Annotated in this window: 16 protein-coding genes; 6 read left to right on the top strand and 10 right to left on the bottom strand. The window is 67.6% G+C overall.

Going from position 1 to position 18,134, the window contains the following annotated elements; all coding sequences use genetic code 11:
- The first annotated feature begins 34 nt into the window (after window positions 1-34).
- The 4 genes from CCR97_RS31245 (at window position 35) to CCR97_RS31230 (ending at window position 2,790) form a co-directional block, all read left to right on the top strand.
- Window positions 35-418 (top strand): hypothetical protein, encoded by a 384-nt coding sequence (locus tag CCR97_RS31245; RefSeq protein WP_111355764.1) that lies wholly within the window; start codon window positions 35-37, stop codon window positions 416-418.
- Window positions 419-724: 306 nt separating this feature from the next.
- Complete coding sequence (locus CCR97_RS31240) at window positions 725-1,525, top strand: hypothetical protein (RefSeq protein WP_111355752.1); 801 nt, start codon at window positions 725-727, stop codon at window positions 1,523-1,525.
- Between the two features lie 119 nt (window positions 1,526-1,644).
- Window positions 1,645-2,013 (top strand): hypothetical protein, encoded by a 369-nt coding sequence (locus CCR97_RS31235; RefSeq protein WP_111355751.1) that lies wholly within the window; start codon window positions 1,645-1,647, stop codon window positions 2,011-2,013.
- A 582-nt stretch (window positions 2,014-2,595) separates the two neighbouring features.
- Window positions 2,596-2,790 (top strand): hypothetical protein, encoded by a 195-nt coding sequence (locus tag CCR97_RS31230; RefSeq protein WP_201160233.1) that lies wholly within the window; start codon window positions 2,596-2,598, stop codon window positions 2,788-2,790.
- 48 nt (window positions 2,791-2,838) lie between these two features.
- On the opposite strand, the gene CCR97_RS31225 is transcribed toward CCR97_RS31230, so the two are convergent.
- From CCR97_RS31225 to CCR97_RS31185, 9 genes are all read right to left on the bottom strand, one after another.
- Complete coding sequence (locus CCR97_RS31225) at window positions 2,839-4,269, bottom strand: GMC oxidoreductase (RefSeq protein ID WP_111355750.1); 1,431 nt, start codon at window positions 4,267-4,269, stop codon at window positions 2,839-2,841.
- Between the two features lie 67 nt (window positions 4,270-4,336).
- Window positions 4,337-5,185, bottom strand: coding sequence for an SDR family oxidoreductase (locus tag CCR97_RS31220; RefSeq protein WP_111355749.1), 849 nt, complete (start codon window positions 5,183-5,185; stop codon window positions 4,337-4,339).
- A gap of 120 nt (window positions 5,186-5,305) precedes the next feature.
- Entirely contained in the window at window positions 5,306-7,960 is a 2,655-nt protein-coding gene (locus tag CCR97_RS31215; protein ID WP_201160232.1) for an MGH1-like glycoside hydrolase domain-containing protein, read from the bottom strand.
- Window positions 7,957-8,949, bottom strand: coding sequence for a cytochrome d ubiquinol oxidase subunit II (gene cydB, locus CCR97_RS31210; protein ID WP_111355748.1), 993 nt, complete (start codon window positions 8,947-8,949; stop codon window positions 7,957-7,959). Before cydB ends, CCR97_RS31215 begins: the two co-directional genes overlap by 4 nt.
- Window positions 8,950-8,954: 5 nt before the next feature.
- Complete coding sequence (locus CCR97_RS31205) at window positions 8,955-10,364, bottom strand: cytochrome ubiquinol oxidase subunit I (protein ID WP_111355747.1); 1,410 nt, start codon at window positions 10,362-10,364, stop codon at window positions 8,955-8,957.
- A gap of 49 nt (window positions 10,365-10,413) precedes the next feature.
- Entirely contained in the window at window positions 10,414-11,661 is a 1,248-nt protein-coding gene (locus CCR97_RS31200) for a cupin domain-containing protein (protein ID WP_111355746.1), read from the bottom strand.
- A gap of 438 nt (window positions 11,662-12,099) precedes the next feature.
- Window positions 12,100-13,050: an AEC family transporter gene (locus CCR97_RS31195; RefSeq protein WP_111355745.1), complete on the bottom strand. Its 951-nt coding sequence runs from the start codon at window positions 13,048-13,050 to the stop codon at window positions 12,100-12,102.
- Entirely contained in the window at window positions 13,047-14,006 is a 960-nt protein-coding gene (locus CCR97_RS31190) for a VOC family protein (protein ID WP_111355744.1), read from the bottom strand. The genes CCR97_RS31195 and CCR97_RS31190 overlap by 4 nt, the downstream gene beginning before the upstream one ends.
- Window positions 14,007-14,116: 110 nt before the next feature.
- Complete coding sequence (locus tag CCR97_RS31185; RefSeq protein WP_111355743.1) at window positions 14,117-14,551, bottom strand: DoxX family protein; 435 nt, start codon at window positions 14,549-14,551, stop codon at window positions 14,117-14,119.
- Between the two features lie 295 nt (window positions 14,552-14,846).
- Here CCR97_RS31185 and CCR97_RS31180 point away from each other — a divergent pair, with 295 nt between their 5' ends.
- Together CCR97_RS31180 and CCR97_RS31175 are read left to right on the top strand one after the other, a co-directional pair.
- Window positions 14,847-15,830 carry an SMP-30/gluconolactonase/LRE family protein gene (locus tag CCR97_RS31180; RefSeq protein WP_111355742.1) on the top strand — a complete coding sequence of 328 codons (984 nt, stop codon included), beginning with the start codon at window positions 14,847-14,849 and terminating at the stop codon, window positions 15,828-15,830.
- A gap of 66 nt (window positions 15,831-15,896) precedes the next feature.
- Entirely contained in the window at window positions 15,897-16,640 is a 744-nt protein-coding gene (locus CCR97_RS31175) for a transporter substrate-binding domain-containing protein (RefSeq protein WP_170145700.1), read from the top strand.
- 108 nt (window positions 16,641-16,748) lie between these two features.
- On the opposite strand, the gene CCR97_RS31170 is transcribed toward CCR97_RS31175, so the two are convergent.
- Window positions 16,749-18,134: phosphomannomutase/phosphoglucomutase (locus CCR97_RS31170; protein WP_201160231.1), on the bottom strand; the 1,386-nt coding region annotated here is incomplete at its 5' end.

Here is an 18,134-nt window from a genome sequence, read left to right as displayed (position 1 = left end):
CTTCCTCGGGCTTTTTATCCCCGAGGAGGGTGGAATGTCGTTTCCGAAGAAGGGAAAGTACTTTCCGGGGAAAGACGGGACCCCCAGTGGAAGAGAGCCTCCCGACGGCATGAATTACGCGGCCGAGATCGCGGCGGCACTGCACCGGGCCCTCGATTCCACCCGTGCCGGGGCGAAAACAGCTGCGGGCTGGACCGGCGCCGATGAACGGACCGCAAAAAACTGGTTTTCCGGGCGCTACGGGCCGTGCGGCAAGCATCTGGTCGCGCTCGCCCGAAATTCGGACGAGGTCCTCAATGCATTCCTGGCGTTGGCGGGTCGCCCGGACTTGGTCGCGTCCGCCAAGCTGGCCACTGCCGAACAGGCAATATCGGAGCTGCTGTCGGCTGTTCGGAGCCTGAACGGAAAGGCGAAATAGCTGTCAGCAGTTCGGAAGTCCACGAAAGGCTCGCTGCATCGACTCCAAAGCGGGCCGATGCCCAGGCGACAGTACTGCTGAGCAAGGGCGTTTGCGTGTGCTGGTTGGTCGTGATGTTCTGCATCGTCGGAGTCGCGCGTCGTGACCGTTCGGTCGGGCGCGAATTCTGATCACGACGACTCTGTCCGAGCAAAAAATGATCTCGGAAACACTGGGGACAAGTCGACATTTGGACGTTGAGGCACTTTCGAGCATCGCGTATGCGAGGCCGCTTCGAGATGCCACTTCTGAACGCGAGGAGTCGCGATGCGGAACGACACGTGCAAAGAGCTGTTCTCGTATGACTGTTTGGACTGCATCCCGGACAAGTTCCGGCCGCTGTTCTCCGGAGGGCCGGTCCTTCCCTCCGAACGGCTCGCCGATTACGCGTATATTCTCGCCCTGACGATCGACACCTTGAAGCCGACCTATGTCCACGAGTGGATCGTCGTGAAGGACTATGTCGACCTGACCTGGGAGATCAATCAATATCGGAGATTGAGGATCGACGTCCTCAACATCGCCGTCGCCGAGCTGGTGAGCGACCTTTCCGCGAAGCCGGGCCTCGGAACGCCGAGGACGATCGCCCGCAAGGGACAGGACTTTCTGTTGTCGGCGGAGGTGTTTCGGCGCCATCCGCAGCGCGTCCTGGAACTGATCGAAGAGGCGGGTCTCAAGTCCGACATGCTCGCGGCTCAAGCTTTCGTCCGCCGTTGTGGCGAACTCGAAAAGTTGGAGCGCCTCAGCACCAACGCCGAACGGCGGCGTGCCGGAATGCTGGCATCGTTGTGCCTCCTGCGGGAGCATGCAGAGGCCCTTTGCCGGATCAGCGACGAGCGCCTGACCACTCCCGATCCCGAGCCGCATCCTCCTGTCGATTTGCCCGGCGACCTCGGCGTATCTGGGGCGTTGGACGCGTTGGAGGCCCCTCATTCGACCAATTTCCTCGATCCATCCGAGGCTCTCGATGCCCCCGAGAGTCTCGATTCAACCGAGCTCCTGGACGCGCCGCCGATGGACCTGTCGCGTGAATGTCATGCGTCTCCGACCACGAAGGACCCCGCATGACGGCGAACCGGGAGACTGCCAACAGGCGGAATGCAGCGCGCAGCACCGGCCCCCGCACCGCGTCCGGGAAGCTGCGGAGCCGCTCGAACGCCCTTCGACACGGGTTGGCGGCGGAGCGAATGGTGCAACACTACGATGATCCGGACGTCCGCCGATGGACGTCCTATCTCCTCCAGGACTACCCCGATCTTCCCGTCGAGGATCTCCCCGGCGGCTTGTCCTATGGTCTCGCCGAGACGTTCACGCGTTCAATCTTCAACGTGTTCCGCACCCGAGATGCGAAGTCGGTTCTCTTCGACCGTTTGGCGAAGGCGTGCACGGCGGTCGGAAGGTCCGACATCGACGGGCTGCTCGCCGACCTGGAACGCGTAGCGCGATACGAACAACGTGCGTTCTCGCGGCGCCAGCAACTTCTTCACCAATGGTGTGTCGCTGTCGAGCGGTGCCGGCACGCCTCGCGAAGGTCGAACAATCCCACCCGCACATGACGTCGCAGCATGTCGTGAAAAGGCCGTCGGGATCGCTTTCCGGCTCATCGAGCCGGTCGACACGACGAACATGGTCGACAGGATCGTCGGTCGTGCGAGACCCTCTGGTCGAGATGACGCCCTGGTCGAGATGACGCCCTGGCCGAGTTGGCGCCCTGGTCGTCTTGGAATGAGCTCGGCTCGCGCGACCCCTGCGGAACTCGGACAAGAAGTTCGGACGCAGTACAGCGCAGCCGTTCCAGGATCTGCTTGTTGGTTGAGAAGACACCGACAGAGGCCGTCGACAGAAAGCTGCGCCCTCGTGCATGTCGGTGTGACGTCTTGCGAGTTCGCGATTGTGTATTGCGCAAATTCGCCCTGGCGTTGGTGTGGTGGGTTCAGTAGCCGGCGTCCTCCTCGAAAGGCATTATACGCGCTTGGATTGCGGGCCTTCGGAAGTATAAAACAAAGCGTGCGAGTTGGCAGAACGAACCCAACAGCTCGCAAACATCTGGGCGGTGGCGGCGACATGAGGAGCGACTTCACGAGCCGCGCGGCGACCCCGCCAACATCGGCAATCACAGCCCGGTGGAGGTGCCGACCGTGGTCCGTCTGATCGAGGAGGGGCTCGGACGGAAGGCGATCATCGAGCTTCTGCCGATGCAGCCCGGCGACGTGCTGGAGACCTGCGCCGACGTCGACGACCTGATGGCGGCGGTCGGCTTCCGCCCTGACACCCCGATCGCCGACGGGGTGGCGCGCTTCGTCGACTGGTTCCGCCGGTACTACGGCGTCTGACGGCGGGCCGGGAGCCGGGCTGTTCGCCGACGGCTGCGACGGCGCCGGTCAGCCGGCGGCGAGATGCCGGCCGAGCCGCAGTCCCCAGGCATAGATGGTCAGCGACGGATTGACCCGGCTGGTGCGCGGCAGGACGCTGCCGTCGCCGACATATAGCCCGGTCATGCCGTGCACCCGGCCGTCGGGATCGACGACGCTCGCTGCCGGATCGGCGCCGGTCACCAGCGTGCCGACCGCGTGCGACGTGCCGGCGAGGCCGGTCCAGCGGCTGGTGCCGACGAAGCCGGCATGCCGCAGCGCCCGCTCGAAATCCCGGATGCAGGCTTCGTGCTCGTCGCGCGACGGCGCGATGCGGTCGAACTCGTAGTCGAGAACCGGACGGTGGCCGCGGTTCGACAGGACACGGTTGTCGCGGCTCGATCCGTCCTCGGTGGTGACGAAGAAGCCGAGCGCCCGCGTCCCGATCATGTCGCTGAAGAACTGCGGCGTCGCCGCCGGCAGCTGGGTCGCGAGGAGCTGGCCGTCGAGCCAGCCGAGACACTGCACGGTCGAGTGCGGGTGGGTGTCGTTGAAGAAGATCGCCGTCTTGCGCAGCACGTCGTGGTCGCGGAACGGCGAGAAGACGATCAACGCACTGTTGAGGTGCATGCGGAAGTTTCGTCCGATCGTTCCGGCGCAGGGCAGCGTCCGGTCGAGGCCGGTGACGCTGAAATAGTCCTGCAGCAGGCGGGGCGACGACATCGCGCCGCAGGCGAGCACGACGGTGTCGCCGAAGAAATAGCTGCCGTCGCTGCAGACCACCCCTTCGACGACGTCGGGACGATCGTTCGCGTGCAGGAAGCCCGTCACCTCCTTGTCGAGGATCAGGCGGAAGTTCGGCGCCGTCTCGATCGGCAGAATGAAGCACAGCTCGGAATCGCCCTTGTAGCCGGCGACCGAGGCGTAGCCGTCGAAATGCTTGGCCTCCTGCGGATCGTTCACGATCTCGGGCTTCAGCCCGAGCGGCAGCGGCTCCGGACACCAGGCCGGATCGTCCTTCACGATCCTGTCGATCACCGACTGCAGCTCCGGCTCGTTGGCGAACCGGTTGACGTGCAGCATGCGCTCGGCTTCGTCGTAGTACGGCTCGATCTCGGAGAGCCCGAACGGCCAGCCGAGGCAGTGGAAGGCGGGATCCGGCTCGAACTCGTGCGCCGAGAAGCGCAGGAGCGCGGCGCCGTACCACTTCGTCTTGCCGCCGAGATTGTAATGCTCGCCGGTCGGCACGAACGGCTTGCCGTGGCCGTCCTGCCATTCGGTCGTGTTGGAGAACCGGCCCTCCCGGAAGACCACCATGGTCGAGAGGGTCATCCCGTCGCGCGGCAGGCGGCCGCCCTTCTCCAGCATCAGCACGCGCTTGCCGGCCTGGACAAGCGCGTAGGCCGCGGCGCCGCCGCCGGCCCCGCTGCCGACCACGATGACGTCGTAGCGGTCCTGCATCTCGTGATCTCCTCGATGGCGGCGCGGCGCGACGCCGGAACGGGTGCGACGCGTCGGGGCGGGGCTCTCAGCCGCCGGTGGCGAAGCCAGGGTAGCAGGTCATGCCGCCGTCGACATACAGCGTGATGCCGTTGATGTAGTCGGCCATGTCGGAGGCGAGAAACACCGCGACGTTGCCGATGTCCTGCGGCTCGCCGATCCGCCGATAGGGCACCAGCGACATCAGGTCCGCATAGGCCTCGGGCGTGCTCCAGGCGCTGGTGTTGATCGGCGTGCGGATGGCGCCCGGCCCGATCGCCACCACCCGGATGCGGTGCGGCGCCAGCTCCTGGGCCAGGCTCTTCATCATCATCTGGATGCCGCCCTTGGACGAGGCGTAGTTGACGTGGCCGGCCCACGGGATCACCTCGTGCACCGAGCCCATGCAGATGATCTTGCCGGCCGCGACCGACACCTCCTTGCGCACGCCGCGGCGCAGGAACTCGCGGGCGGCGGCGCGCGCGCACAGGAACTGGCCGGTGAGGTTGACGTCGATCACCGTGTTCCATTGCGCGAGAGTCATGGTGGTGAGGGCTGCGTCGCGTTGCAGCCCGGCATTGGCGACGAGGATGTCGAGCGTGCCGAACGCGGCGATCGCCTGCGCGAACATCGCCTCGACCTCGTCCTCCTTGGAGACGTCGGCCTTGATGGCCAGGCCCTTGCGCCCCTCCGCCTCGATCGCCTTGACGACCGTGTCGGCCTCGCCCGCCACGTAGTTGACGACCACATCGGCGCCGGCGCGCGCCATGGCGATCGCGACGGCCTCGCCGATGCCGGAGTTGGCGCCGGTGACCAGCGCCGTCTGGCCGACCAGGAGCTTCGGGCACGTCGCGTAGTTCGGCAGGTCGGTGTTGAAGGGCGGGGTCACGGGTGACATCGGGTCGGTTCCTCGCGGTGTCGTCGGTGATGGGACCTGATCGGGCCCGAGCGCCGCGGTCCGCGTCTCGGGCCCGTGCGCACGGGCCTGTGGGCTCGCGGCTTGGTCGGTCGCTCGAGGCTACTTGCCGTGCAGCTCCTCGAGCAAGTTGGCGACGAGCGCGCTCCAGCCGGTCTGGTGCGAGGCGCCGACGCCGCGGCCGGTGTCGCCGTCGAAATACTCGTGGAACCAGATGTGATCACGGAAATGCGGGTTCGTCTGCAGGGTCTCGCACGCCCCGAACACCGGCCGCCGGCCCTGTGCGTCGCGCAGGAAGATGCGCAGCAGCCGGCGCCGCAGCTCGTCGGCGATCTCGCGCAGCGAGAGCATCACGCCGGAGCCGGTCGGGCATTCGATCTTGAAGTCGTCGCCGTAGAAGCTCCCGAACTTGGCGAGGCTTTCGATCATCAGGTAGTTCACCGGCATCCAGATCGGGCCGCGCCAGTTCGAGTTGCCGCCGAACAGCTCGCTGTCCGATTCGGCCGGCATGTAGCGCACCTCGGCGCGGTAGTCGCCGCGGACGAATTCATAGGGCTGGTCGCGATAGACGCGCGAGATCGCCCGCACCCCGAAATCGGAGAGGAACTCGCTCTCGTCCAGCATGCGGGCCAGCACGCGCTTCATGCGGAACGCGCGGGCGATCGCCAGCAGCCGGTGGCCTTCGGCGCCCGGCTCGTCCGGGAACGACACCAGGGCGGCGATCTCGGGCCGGTGCTTCAGGAACCACTCCATGCGACGGGTGAATCGCGGCACGCGCGCGAGTGTCGTCTCGTCGATGACGGCGACGGCGAACAGCGGGATCAGGCCGACCATCGAGCGCAGCCGAACCGGGATCTTCTCGCCCGCGCCGGTGATCAGCCAATCGTAATAGAACTCGTCCTCGTCGTCCCACAGGCCGAGCCCCTCGCCGCCCAGGTTGGTCATGGCGCCGCCGATCAGCATGAAATGCTCGAAGAACTTGGTGGCGATGTCCTGGTAGGCGCCGTCCTCCTGCGCGAGCTCGAGCGCGATGCGCAACATGTCCAGGCAGAACATCGCCATCCAGGAGGTGCCGTCCGACTGGGTGAGCGTGCCGTCCACCGGCAGGGGCTTGGAGCGGTCGAACACGCCGATATTGTCGAGGCCGAGGAAGCCGCCCTGGAAGACGTTGCGGCCGCTCGGGTCCTTGCGGTTGACCCACCAGGTGAAGTTGAGCAGCAGCTTGATGAACACCCGTTCCAGGAAGCCGCGGTCGCCGGTGCCGGTGCGCGTCTTCTCGGTGTCGTAGATGCGCCACGCCGCCCAGGCATGAACGGGTGGATTGACGTCGCCGAAGTTCCATTCGTAGGCGGGAAGCTGGCCGTTCGGATGCATGAACCAAGGCCGGCACAGCAGCACGAGCTGCTGCTTGGCGGTGTGCGGATCGACGAGCGCCAGCGTCGTCAGATGGAACGCCCAGTCCCACGCCGCGAACCAGGGGTACTCCCACTTGTCCGGCATCGAGATCACGTCGGCCGCGTTGAAGTGGCCCCAGTCGCAGTTGCGCCCGTGCCGGCGGGCCCGCGGCGGCGCCGGCTCGGCGGGATCGCCGGCGAGCCACTGCGGCACATCCCAGCCGTAATACTGCTTCGACCACAGGAGGCCGGCCAGCGCCTGCCGATGGACGCGGCGAGCGTCCTCGTCGCCGATGGTCCGCTGCAGGCCGGCATAGAACGCGTCGGCCTCGGCGGCCCGCTGCTGCATGATCGTGTCGAAATCGGCGAAGGCGGCCGGATCGCGCTCGCCGCGGGTCAGGCGCGCCCGCACCGTGGCGCTGGCCCCCGGCGCGAGCGCGAGGATATGGAGACCGGCCGCCTTGGTGCCGGTCCGGCCGGGGTTCACGGCGTCGGCGTCGCCGTCCACGATCGCGGCGTGGAAGGCGTCCTTGTAATGCCCGTGCGGGTCGCCGAACCCGAACAGCTTCGGTCCGTTGGTCTCGTTCTCGCAGAACAGCAGCGCCTGGGGCGCCTCGTAGTGGAGCGTGAAGACGCCGAGCGTCGGGTGGACGACCCGGACCGCATCGTGACCCACGGCGTCGAGCGACGGCTTCGGGGAACCGGCGACCCAGCTCCAGGTGTTGCGGAACCAGATCTGCGGCAGCACGTGCAGCCGGGCCGGCTCCGGGCCGCGATTGGTCACGGTGATGTGCATGAGCACGTCGTCGACACCGGCCTTGGCGTAGGTGATCTCGACGTCGAAGTAGCAGTCGTGGTCGAACACGCCGGTGTCGATCAGCTCGAACTCCGGGTCCTGCTTGCCGCGTCGCCGGTTCTCGGCGACCAGCGCCGCGTAGGGGAACGCCGCCTGCGGGTACTTGTAGAGCATGCGCGCCCAGGAATGGGTCGGCGTCGCGTCCAGGTAATAGTAGATCTCCTTGACGTCCTCGCCGTGGTTGCCCTCGGCGTTGGTCAGGCCGAACAGGCGCTCCTTCAGGATCGGGTCGGCGCCGTTCCACAAGGCGATCCCGAGGCAGAGGCGTTGTTCGGAGTCGCACCAGCCGCCGAGTGCGTCCTCGCCCCAGCGGTAGGCCCGGCTGCGCGCCGCGTCGTGGCTGAGATACGCCCAGGCGTCGCCGTCGGCGCTGTAGTCCTCGCGGACGGTGCCCCACTGGCGGTCGCTGACATAGGTGCCCCAGCGTCGCCAGGGCGCGGCGCCGGAGTCGGCCTCGTGCAGCCGCTGCGCCTCGGCGGTCCCGGCGGACGGCGTCGAGTCGCTCACGGGTAGCCCCGCTGCAGCTTGCCACGGAAGATCCAGTACACGGCGATCGTGTAGGCGAAGATCACCGGCAGGATGATGATCGTGCCCCAGAACAGGAAGTCGAGCGAGGGCTCCGGCGCGGCCGTGTCGGCGACCGTGAGGGCATAGGGAATCATGTAGGGCCAGAACAGGACCGCGAGGGTGAGGAACGCCATCAGGAAGAACAGCGACGTCATGGCGAACGGCCAGCCGTCGCGCCGCCGGCGCGCGCCGAGCACGATGCCGGCGACCGCGAGGACGCCGACGAGCGGAAAGACGAGCCCCCAGGTCCGCCCCGCCAGATGGCTGGCGACGCGCTCGGCGACGACGAGCGTCGCTCCCGTCGCGATCGCCAGCACGACCACCATGGCGCCGGCCAGCCACGGGATCAGCCGGTACGCCCGCTCGCGCAGCCCGCCCTCGCTCTTGAGGACCAGCCACGATGCACCGAGCAAGGCATAACCGATCGCGAGGCCGACGCCGCACAGCACCGGGAACGGCGCGAGCCAGGCGAAGGCGCCACCGGCATACTGGCCGCCGCTGACCGGGATTCCCTGGATCATCGCGCCGACCGCGGCGCCCTGCACGAAGGCCACGACCGTGGAGCCGAGCCAGAACCCGCGGTCCCACAGCGGCCGCAGCCGCTTGCTGCGCGAGCGGAACTCGAAGGCGACGCCGCGGAAGATCAGGCCGACCAGGAGGAGCACGACGGGCAGGTAGAACGCCGATAGGAACACGGCGTAGACGGCCGGAAAGGCCGCGAACAGCACCGTGCCGACGACGATCAGCCACGTCTCGTTGCCGTCCCAGAATGGTGCGATCGCGGCGATCATCTGGTCCCGCTCGTGCTCGTCCCGGGTGGTGCCGAAGAGAATCCCGACGCCGAGATCGGCGCCGTCGAGGATCACGTAGATCAGGACCGAGACGGCGACGACGCCGACGAAGAACAGGACGAGCGAAGAGGGCTCCATGGCGGTCACTCGCGGGCCTGCACGTCGCCGCCCGTGGCGCTCGCCGCCGAGCCGGCGAACGCCATCGGCCGGCTGCCGGCAGCGGCGCGCGGTGTGGGATCGCCGGATATCGGCCCGTCGCGCAGCAGCCGGTAGATGTAGTGCGCGCCGAATCCGAAGACGATCAGGTAGACGGTCACGTAGACGGCGAGCGACATCAGCACGCTCTCGGTCGTCAGCGACGGCGTCACCCCGTCGCGGGTGCGCAGCAGGCCGTAGACGATCCACGGCTGGCGGCCGACCTCGGCCGTGTACCAGCCGGCGATCACGGCGACGAAGCCGGTCGGAAACGACAGGAACGCCGCCCACAGGAACCAGCGGGTCCTCTCCAGCGTGCCGCGCCAGCGCAGCGTCAGGCCGAGCCAGGACACCGCCAGCATGACCAGCCCCATGCCGACCATGATGCGGAATCCGAAGAACGGGATCAGCACCGGCGGCCGATCCTCCTTCGGAAAGCTGTCGAGGCCGACCTCGCGTGAATCCCAGGTGCCCGAGGCGATGAAGCTGCCGAGCCGCGGCACCTCCAGGGCGAACAGGTTGCGCTCGGCCTTCTCGTCCGGAATCGTGATGATCACCTCGGAGGCCGGCTGCTGCGTCTGCCAGCGCGCCTCGATGGCGGCGAACTTGGCCGGCTGATAGGTGTGCACGACGTCGCCGGTGAAGTGCCCGACCGCAATCTGGACCGGGACGAGGACGGCGGCGAGCGCCAGCCCCCAGTGCAGCATGACCCGCGCCTCGTCGCGATGGGTGCCGCGCAGCATGTACCAGGCGCCGGTCGCGATCACGGTCATGGCGGTGGTCAGAAACGCCCCGAGCAGCATGTGTGGCCAGCGCCAGCGCACCACCGGGCCCGTGGTGATGGTCCACCAATCGGTCGGGATCACCTTGCCGTCGACGATGGTGTGGCCGAGCGGCACCTGCATCCAGCTGTTGTTGCACATGATCCAGAACGACGATGCCATCGTTCCGAGCGCCACCATGCAGCAGGCGAACAGATAGAGGGCCGGCGGCACCCTGGCGCGACCGAGCAGCATGACGCCGAGGAAGCTCGCCTCCAGGAGGAACGCCGTGAACGACTCGTAGGCGAGCAGCGGCCCCTGGATCGGCCCCATCTTCTCCGCCATCGCGCTCCAGTTCGTCCCGAACTGGAAGGCCATCACGATGCCGGATACGACGCCCATGCCGAACGACACGGCGAAGACCCGCAGCCAGAAGTCGAACACCCGCCGGTAGACGGGCTTGCCGGTGGCGAGCGCCATCCCCTCGAGCGTCGCGAGCCAGGCCGCGAGCCCGATCGTGTAGGACGGGAAAATGATGTGGAACGTGACGACGAAAGCGAACTGGATGCGCGACAAAAGTACGGGGTCGAGGTCCAATCCGGTCTCCTATCTCACCACGTCGTCGTGACACGGCCGAGGCCGCGGATCAAGCCGGCTGGATGCCGACCTGGTCCTTCGGGAAACGCGCCAGGACGGCAGGATCGATGTTGAGATGCTGCGCGACCAGATCCGGCGGCGTGTGGGTCAGCCAGTTCGACAGGTCGACCTCCTGATACTCCGGTGCCTTGAAGATGATCAGCACCTGGAGATCTTCGGTTCCGGTGTTCTGGATGTAGTGCCCCTGGTTCCTCGGCACGACGCCGACGTCGCCCGGCTGGAAGTCGAAGGTGCGGGCCCGCGGGCCGGCGTCGAACACGGTCATCCGGCCCTTGCCCTTGATCCAGTATTGCCATTCGTCCGCGTTGGGATGCCAGTGCATGCGCCGCAACGCGCCCGGCTTGAAGGTCTCCAAGGCGGCCGTGATGGTCTTCGACGCCTTGAAGGTTCGGCTGTCGGCGAGATGAATCGTGCCGCCCGCGTTCTGCTTCACCGGCTTGGTTCCGGTGAGCGAGAACGTGAAGGGTTCCGGCGGCGTCCCGCCCGACGCCACCGACGCCTGTGCGGCGGCGAGCGGCCCGGCCTCCTTACCCTGGAAGATCCACAGATCGTGCAGCGGGATGTTCTTGAACGTGTCGACCGGCACGCCGAAGTTCTGCGCCAGGATCTCGGGCGGCGTATGGGCGATCCAGTCGGTCAGCAGCAGGGTGCTGAACTCCGACTGGTGGGCGTCGTCGAAGACGAGCAGGAACTCGCATCCCTCCGGGCCGATGCCCTGCAGGGCGTGCGGACAGCCGGCGGGGAAGAACCACAGGTCGCCCACCCCGACGTCCTGGACGGTGGCGCGGCCCTGCTGGTCGAGCAGCGTGACGCGGCAACGGCCGCTGGTGACGATGCCCCACTCGTTGGCGAGGTGCCAGTGCAGCTCGCGAATGCCGCCCGGACCGAGCCGCATGTCGACGCCGGACACGTCCTTGGAGGCCGGAAACTCGGTGATCGTGACCTGGCGGCCCCAGCCACCCGCCTGGATGCGCTTCGGCATGATGTTGAAGGACGACCACAGCATCGGCATGGTGCCGACGTCGGTCGGGGGCGGGCTCTGGAACGACGGCAACTGCGCGGCGAGCGTCGGATTGTGCGGTCCCGGTGTGGAGGTCGCCGTCGGGGTCGAGTTGATCGCGCCTTGTGCCGGCTGGTCGGGATTGCCGAACGATGCGGCTCCCGCACTGCTGGACGCGACGACGGCACCGCCGACTGCGCTCATGGCCAACACCGTCCGGCGCGACAGATCATCCATTGGTCCTCCATTGTGAAAGGAGCCGCGCGTGGCGCGCTCGTCTCGTCGTGATCGAAGGTCCGGGGGCCGGGAAAGAGTCCCGGTCACCGCGGAGTCGGTGTCGTGTTCAGAGTCGGTGTCGCGTTCGGCGACGGAATCCGTCCGTGTCGTGAGAACGGCGCTCTGGCGCCCGTTGTGGTGCGAAGCATCGGGGTTGCGGCTCGGGGCAGCCGACCATGCCCGACAGGGGTAGTAAAGTAACGGATTCGCGAGCTACGGGGCGGCTTTACGCACCGTCTCGGAGGCCTCGGTCTCGGCCCCGATCCCGGCCCCGACGCGCTCCCCGCGGCCGGGATCACGGCGGTGCACCCGCTCGCCAGTGTGGCGCCTGCCCGTGACAGTCCCGTGACTCCGGCCCTGGTCGCGCGGGCGAGGCGGCGGCTCGTGGGCGCGGGCCGCTCATGCGCCGAGCAGCCAGATGAACAGGCCCACCGTCGGCAGCGACAGGATGGTGCTCCAGAAGATGGTCGAGGCGATCTCGCGCTCCGCCGCCCTGAACTGCACGGCGAGGATCACGCAGACGACGGCGCTCGGGATGGCGAGCGCGATCACGGCCTCCTTCATCTGATCGTTCGAGATCACGCCCAAAGGCACGACCACGGCCCAGACGATCGCCGGAATCAGGAGATTGCGCGACAGCGTCGAAACGGCGATCGGCAGATTGAACATCACACGCTGGCTGTACAGCGTGATGCCGGACGAGAACAGTGCGACGCCGGCGGTGGCGGCCCCCAACAGGTCGAACGACTTCATCAGCGGCGTCGGAAGCGGAATCTCCAGCAGCACCATGGCGAAGCCGAGGAGCGGCCCCCACACCATCGGCTCCTTCAGCGCAGCGGCGATCTGCGCCGGGATGCCGGTGGGCGGGCCGCTCGCGTCGCCGCGCTGCGCCGCGCCCGCGGTCAGCAGCATCATGGTGACCGGGATGTGGAACACCACCAGGACCAGGGAGCTGACCGCGACCGAGATCGAGGCGACGGACGGGCCGAACAGATAACCCAGCACCGGCAGCCCGACGAAGCCGATGTTCGGGCACCCGATGGCGAGCGCCTGCAGGGCCGCGCTCATCAGATCGCGACGCACCACGTAGCGCGCGACCAGGAACGGAATCATGTAGCTGGCGATCAGCGCGATCACCAACACCGCGGTCAGCGCCGTATGGCCGACGAGCTGAGATCGCGGCGTCGACAGGATGCCGGTGAACAGCACGAGCGGCAGCGCGTAGATCATCACCATCCGATTGAGGACGCGCGCCCCGTTCGCGTCGAAGTCCTGGTGCCACGCCGCCACCATGCCGAGCACCAGCGTGACGACGATCGGAAGCATCGCGTTGAGGATCGTCGCTATCATCGGTCGATCGCGCTTCCGCTCTCTGTTCGGTCCGCTGCGGCCAGGATGATCACATGGCCGTCCGGGTCGCGGATGGCGGCGGCTCTCCGGCCGCTCGTGAAGGTCACCACGCCCGGAGACACGAACCGCACGCCGTGCCGATGCAATTGCCGCACCAAGGCGTCGAGATCGTCGACCGCATGAACCTGGCGGACCGAGGCGACGTCGGTCGCCCGTATGTCCTCGGCCGGGACGCGGCCACGGGGGGACCGGTAATGCAGCAGCTCCACATGGGGCGTGGGGTCCGTGGCGGGCGCGAGCGCCACCACGTCCACGGCGCAGTCGGTCAAGCCGTCGAGGCGATCCTGCTCGGGGCCGCGGTTCAGCGAGCGGCCAGCGACCCTGAGACCGAGACGCTCTGTATAGAAGGCGATGCTGCGATCGACATCGGCGGCGCAGATCGCGGTGTGGTCGAACCCGAGAAGGCCGGGCGGCCCGGGCGTCCGGTGCCAGACGGGCGCGCCGACCCCCTCCGGAAAGGAGATCAGCTCGAGCGGATGCCCCTCTGGATCCCGGAACTTGAAGGCCGTCACGCTCCCGGTGTTGGGCGGCAGGAGCACGGGCGCGCCCGCGGTGATGGTCCCGTGCGGTCCGCCTCGGAGATGCTCCCACACCGCGGCGATGTCGCCGCACACCAGGGCGAGGTGCTGGAACCAGGGGTCGTTCGACGCGCGCTGCGCCGGATAGGGGGCGCCCGGCGGATCGAAGGCGACGAGCTCGACGATCTGCCGTCCGATCGCGACCTCGATCGCGTGCGCCGTGGTTCCGGGCGCGAGCCCGAGCAGGCTGTTCCAGGCCGGGTCGGCCGTCGCCTGGGCGGGCCCGACCGCGAGCCCGAGCCGATCCCGATAGAAGGCGGCGGCCGTCGCCGGATCGGCGACCGTGATGCTGATCCTGACGAGTCTCGTGACGGTCATGGCGTGACGCGCTCACGCCGGCGCGACCGTCGACGCGATCGGCTGCGGGGCGCCGGTGGCGCGGAGCGTTCCATCATGGGCGCGTCGGCGGAGGTCACGGTCGCGTCGGATCAGCCCGAGAGACGCCCGACCATGCGGCCGACGTCGAGGATGAACCCGCTCGCATACATCACCATGATGAGCCCGCCGACCAGGCCGAAGTTCTTGAAGAAGTCCCAGATGTGCGGGTAGCCCTCGCTCTGCGGCGACCAGAAGCGCGGATAGGTCCAGAACGCGTGATAGACGAGGCCGGTGACGGCGCAGTAGCCGGCGAGCACGAAGGCCGCGATCCCGTCGTAGATCCCGAGAACGATCAGGGGCGGCGTCACCAGCTCGCAGATCATCGCGAGGACCAGGAGGACCGGTCCTCCCGGCAGGATGCCCGATCGGGCCTGCTTCAATGCGCTGCTCCAGTTGATGACCTTGTCGAGGAAGCTGAACGGGAAGATCCAGACGATGAAGACTCTCGCCAACACGGGCAGGCCGTCGCTGATCAGCCAGTCCATTGCAGCTCCCCTCTCCCGAACAGGACGCTCTCATCAATCTGTGAATTGGCGTATGTTCCCCGAACCGGGTATCAAAGTCACGCTGCGATATTCGGCAGCGCAACCGCAGGACCAGAGGCCGCGACGTTGACCTCGACGTTCGACTTGCACGTTCTGACTGGCACGTTAGAGAGCCTCGCTACGGCTGGCAACGGTCCGCCGCGCCACCGCGAGTCGCGCGGCGCCCGCGGGTCCTGCGGCGCCGTCCCGGCCGCCGGCCTTTCGCTCCGGCCGCGCCGATGAACGGCTGAAGGCCATGGAGCAGTCCGCCGAGCAGGGCGATGGCGACGCCTTCACGATCCATCGCGACGACGTCCGCGCCGTGCTGGGGCCGCACGCCCAGAGGCATGTGCTGATCGAGACGAACGCCCACGAGGGGCCCGTCTATGTCGCGGCCGAGCACGCGCTGTACTTCACCACGGTGCCGGAGCCGGGGCCCAAGAACATCGCCATCATGCGTCTGCAGCTGAGTGGCGACACGTTTCCGTTCCGGGCGGAGGCGCTCGAGGTCGTCCAATATCCCTCGAACATGGCCAACGGCATGACGCTCGACCGCGACGGCGCGCTGGTGATCTGCGAGCAGGGCACGCGGGAGGCCCCGGCCCGCATCAGCCGCATGGATCTGCGCACGCGCGCGGTCGAGACGGTGGTCGATCGGTGGTGCGGGCTTCGCTTCAACTCCCCCAACGACGTGGTGGTGAAGAGCGACCGGACCGTGTGGTTCACGGATCCGAACTACGGCGAGGTTCAGCGCTTCAAGGGGGCACCGGAGATCGGCGCCTATGTGTATCGGCACGATCCCGCCACGGGCGAGACCGCGGTGGTCGCCGACGGCTTCGACAAGCCGAACGGCATTGCGTTCTCGCCGGACGAATCGGTGATCTACATCACCGACTCCGGCGTCATCCAGGCGCCCGGCACCTACTTCGTCGATCGCCCGCATCACGTCCGCGCCTACGACGTCCACGACGGGCGGCACCTGCGCAACGAGCGCCTGTTCGCGGTCGTCAGCCCCGGCTGGCCGGACGGCATCAAGCTCGACGTGCAGGGCCGCGTCTACACCTCGTCGGCGACGGGCGTTCAGGTGTTCACGCCGGACGGCGACCTGATCGGCGAGATCGCCAGCCCCGGCGTCGCCAACTTCACCTTCGGCGGGCCCGAGCACGACGTTCTGTTCACCTGCTGCGACAAGCGGATCTGGCAGATCAAGCTCGGCGTCGCCGGCGTTCGCCGGTGGTGACGCACGATCGCGAAAGCCGGTCGCAGCGGCTCGCAGTCCGACGCAATCCGAAGAATGGGAAGCAGCATGGACCAGTTCGAATCGCGGGGCCGACTGATCGCGGGTGTCTCCTTCGACATTCCCGGCATGGGCTACGAGGATCCGCGGACGGGTGCGATCGAGGGGTTCGAGCCCGACCTCGCCCGGGCGATCGCGCAGGACATCTTCGGCGCACCCGACCGAGTGGACTTTCATCAGGTGCACGATGCGGGGCGCATCCAGGCCCTGCAGGACCATGTCGTGGACATGGTGATCTCTCAGCTCACCATCACGCCGGATCGTGCGGAGCAGGTGCTGTTCTCCACGCCCTATTGCGTGACCGGAGAGGCGATCCTCGTGCCCACGGACAGCACGATCGAGCGCTTCGAGGACTTGTCGGGAAAGCGGATCGCGGTGACGGCCGGCTCGGTCTCGATCCGCCGGATGCAGGCGGCGCTCCCCTCGCTCCCGGGCGCGACCCTGGTCGTGACGCCCTTGAGTGCCGGCAATCTCGAAGCCGTCGCCAAGGGCGAGGCGGACGCGGCGTCGAACGACCTGATCAATCTCACCCTCATGCAGCGACGCGCGGATCATCCGGAGCGCTACAGGATCATCGACATCGGCAAGCGGTTCGACCCGAAGCCGTTCGGGGTCGCCGTCGAGAAGAGCCGCCACGCGCTCCTCGCGCGCTTGAACCAGGCGATCGAGAGACTGAAGGCGAATGGGCAGATCGACAGGCTGCTCGACGCCGCGCTCGCCGGCGCGGGCAGCGCGACTGCCCGGCGGGCCTGACCGCTGTTCGTGGTGCTGCTGAGGACGTCGTTCGAGGCTTCGCGGCCCGTGCTTCGGGAGCGCCGGTCCGTCGAGCAGCACCGCCGTGTCCGACCAGAACGCCGCCCTTCAGATCGTCTGGTTGTAGGCCCCGACCTCCGGGTGGGTGCGCAGCACGCCGTCGATCGCGACGAACATGTCGCGCATCCGCGCCTCGGACACCGGGCTCTCCACCACCACGACCAGCTCGGGCTTGTTGGAGGAGGCGCGCACCAGCCCCCAACTGCCGTCCTCCACGGTGACACGGATGCCGTTGACCGTGACGAGGTCGCGGATTCTTTGGCCGGCCACGGGCGCGCCCTTGGCCTGCGCGTCCTTGAAGTGAGACACGACGGCGTCGACCACGGAATACTTCGTCTCGTCGGCGCAGTGGGGCGACATGGTCGGCGACGACCAGGTCTTCGGCAGCGCGTCGCGCAGCGCCGAGAGGATCTTGCCGGGATTGCGGTCGAGCATGTCGCAGACGGCGAGCGCCGAGACGAGGCCGTCGTCGTAGCCGCGGCCGAACGGCGTGTTGAAGAAGAAGTGGCCCGACTTCTCGAAGCCGACCAGCGCGCGGAGCTCGTGGGTGCGGCGCTTCATGTAGGAGTGGCCGGTCTTCCAGTACTCGGTCCTCGCGCCGTTCGCGATCAGCACCGGGTCGGTGGCGAACAGGCCCGTCGACTTCACGTCTACGACGAACTGCGCGTTCGGGTGCAGGGCGGAGATGTCACGCGCCAACATCACGCCGATCTTGTCGGCGAAGATCTCGTCCCCTTTGTCGTCGACCACGCCGCAGCGGTCGCCGTCGCCGTCGAAGCCGAGGCCGACATCGGCGCCGTTCGCCAGCACCGCGTCGCGGATGGCGTGCAGCATCTCCAGATCTTCGGGGTTCGGATTGTAGCGCGGGAAGGTGAAGTCGAGCTCGGTGTCGAGCGGCACCACGTCGCAGCCGATCTTCTCGAGAATCGTCGGCGCGAAGGCACCGGCCGTGCCGTTGCCGCAGGCGCAGACGACCTTGAGCTTGCGCGTCAGCGGCGTGCGGTTCGTCAGGTCCGCGATGTAACGCTCCGGAAAGTCCTCCACGAACCGGTACGCGCCGCCGCTGGAAATATCGAAGTCGGCGGCGAGCACGATCTCCTTCAGCCGCGTCATCTCCTCGGGCCCGAAGGTGAGCGGCCGGGCCATGCCCATCTTCACGCCGGTCCAGCCGTTGTCGTTGTGCGAAGCCGTCACCATGGCGACGCAGGGCACGTCGAGATCGAACTGGGCGAAATAGGCCATCGGCGTGATGGCGAGGCCGATGTCGTGCACGGTGCAGCCGGCGGCGAGCAGGCCGGAGACGAGCGCCGTCTTGATCGAGGCCGAGTAACTGCGGAAGTCGTGACCCGTCACGATGTCCGGCTTCACGCCGGCGCGGCGGATCAGCGTGCCGAGCCCCATGCCCAGCGCCTGCACGCCCATCAGGTTGATCTC

The organism is Rhodoplanes elegans, from assembly GCF_016653355.1.
Classification (GTDB): Bacteria; Pseudomonadota; Alphaproteobacteria; order Rhizobiales; family Xanthobacteraceae; genus Rhodoplanes; species Rhodoplanes elegans.
This window is presented reverse-complemented; position numbering and strand designations above follow the sequence as displayed.

Coding starts and splice junctions, on each gene's coding strand:
- CCR97_RS31245 (WP_111355764.1), top strand. CDS start 35: ATGTCGTTTCCGAAGAAGGGAAAGTACTTTCCGGGGAAAGACGGGACC.
- CCR97_RS31240 (WP_111355752.1), top strand. CDS start 725: ATGCGGAACGACACGTGCAAAGAGCTGTTCTCGTATGACTGTTTGGAC.
- CCR97_RS31235 (WP_111355751.1), top strand. CDS start 1,645: ATGGTGCAACACTACGATGATCCGGACGTCCGCCGATGGACGTCCTAT.
- CCR97_RS31225 (WP_111355750.1), bottom strand. CDS start 4,269: ATGCAGGACCGCTACGACGTCATCGTGGTCGGCAGCGGGGCCGGCGGC.
- CCR97_RS31220 (WP_111355749.1), bottom strand. CDS start 5,185: ATGTCACCCGTGACCCCGCCCTTCAACACCGACCTGCCGAACTACGCG.
- cydB (WP_111355748.1), bottom strand. CDS start 8,949: ATGGAGCCCTCTTCGCTCGTCCTGTTCTTCGTCGGCGTCGTCGCCGTC.
- CCR97_RS31200 (WP_111355746.1), bottom strand. CDS start 11,661: ATGGATGATCTGTCGCGCCGGACGGTGTTGGCCATGAGCGCAGTCGGC.
- CCR97_RS31195 (WP_111355745.1), bottom strand. CDS start 13,050: ATGATAGCGACGATCCTCAACGCGATGCTTCCGATCGTCGTCACGCTG.
- CCR97_RS31190 (WP_111355744.1), bottom strand. CDS start 14,006: ATGACCGTCACGAGACTCGTCAGGATCAGCATCACGGTCGCCGATCCG.
- CCR97_RS31185 (WP_111355743.1), bottom strand. CDS start 14,551: ATGGACTGGCTGATCAGCGACGGCCTGCCCGTGTTGGCGAGAGTCTTC.
- CCR97_RS31180 (WP_111355742.1), top strand. CDS start 14,847: ATGGAGCAGTCCGCCGAGCAGGGCGATGGCGACGCCTTCACGATCCAT.
- CCR97_RS31175 (WP_170145700.1), top strand. CDS start 15,897: ATGGACCAGTTCGAATCGCGGGGCCGACTGATCGCGGGTGTCTCCTTC.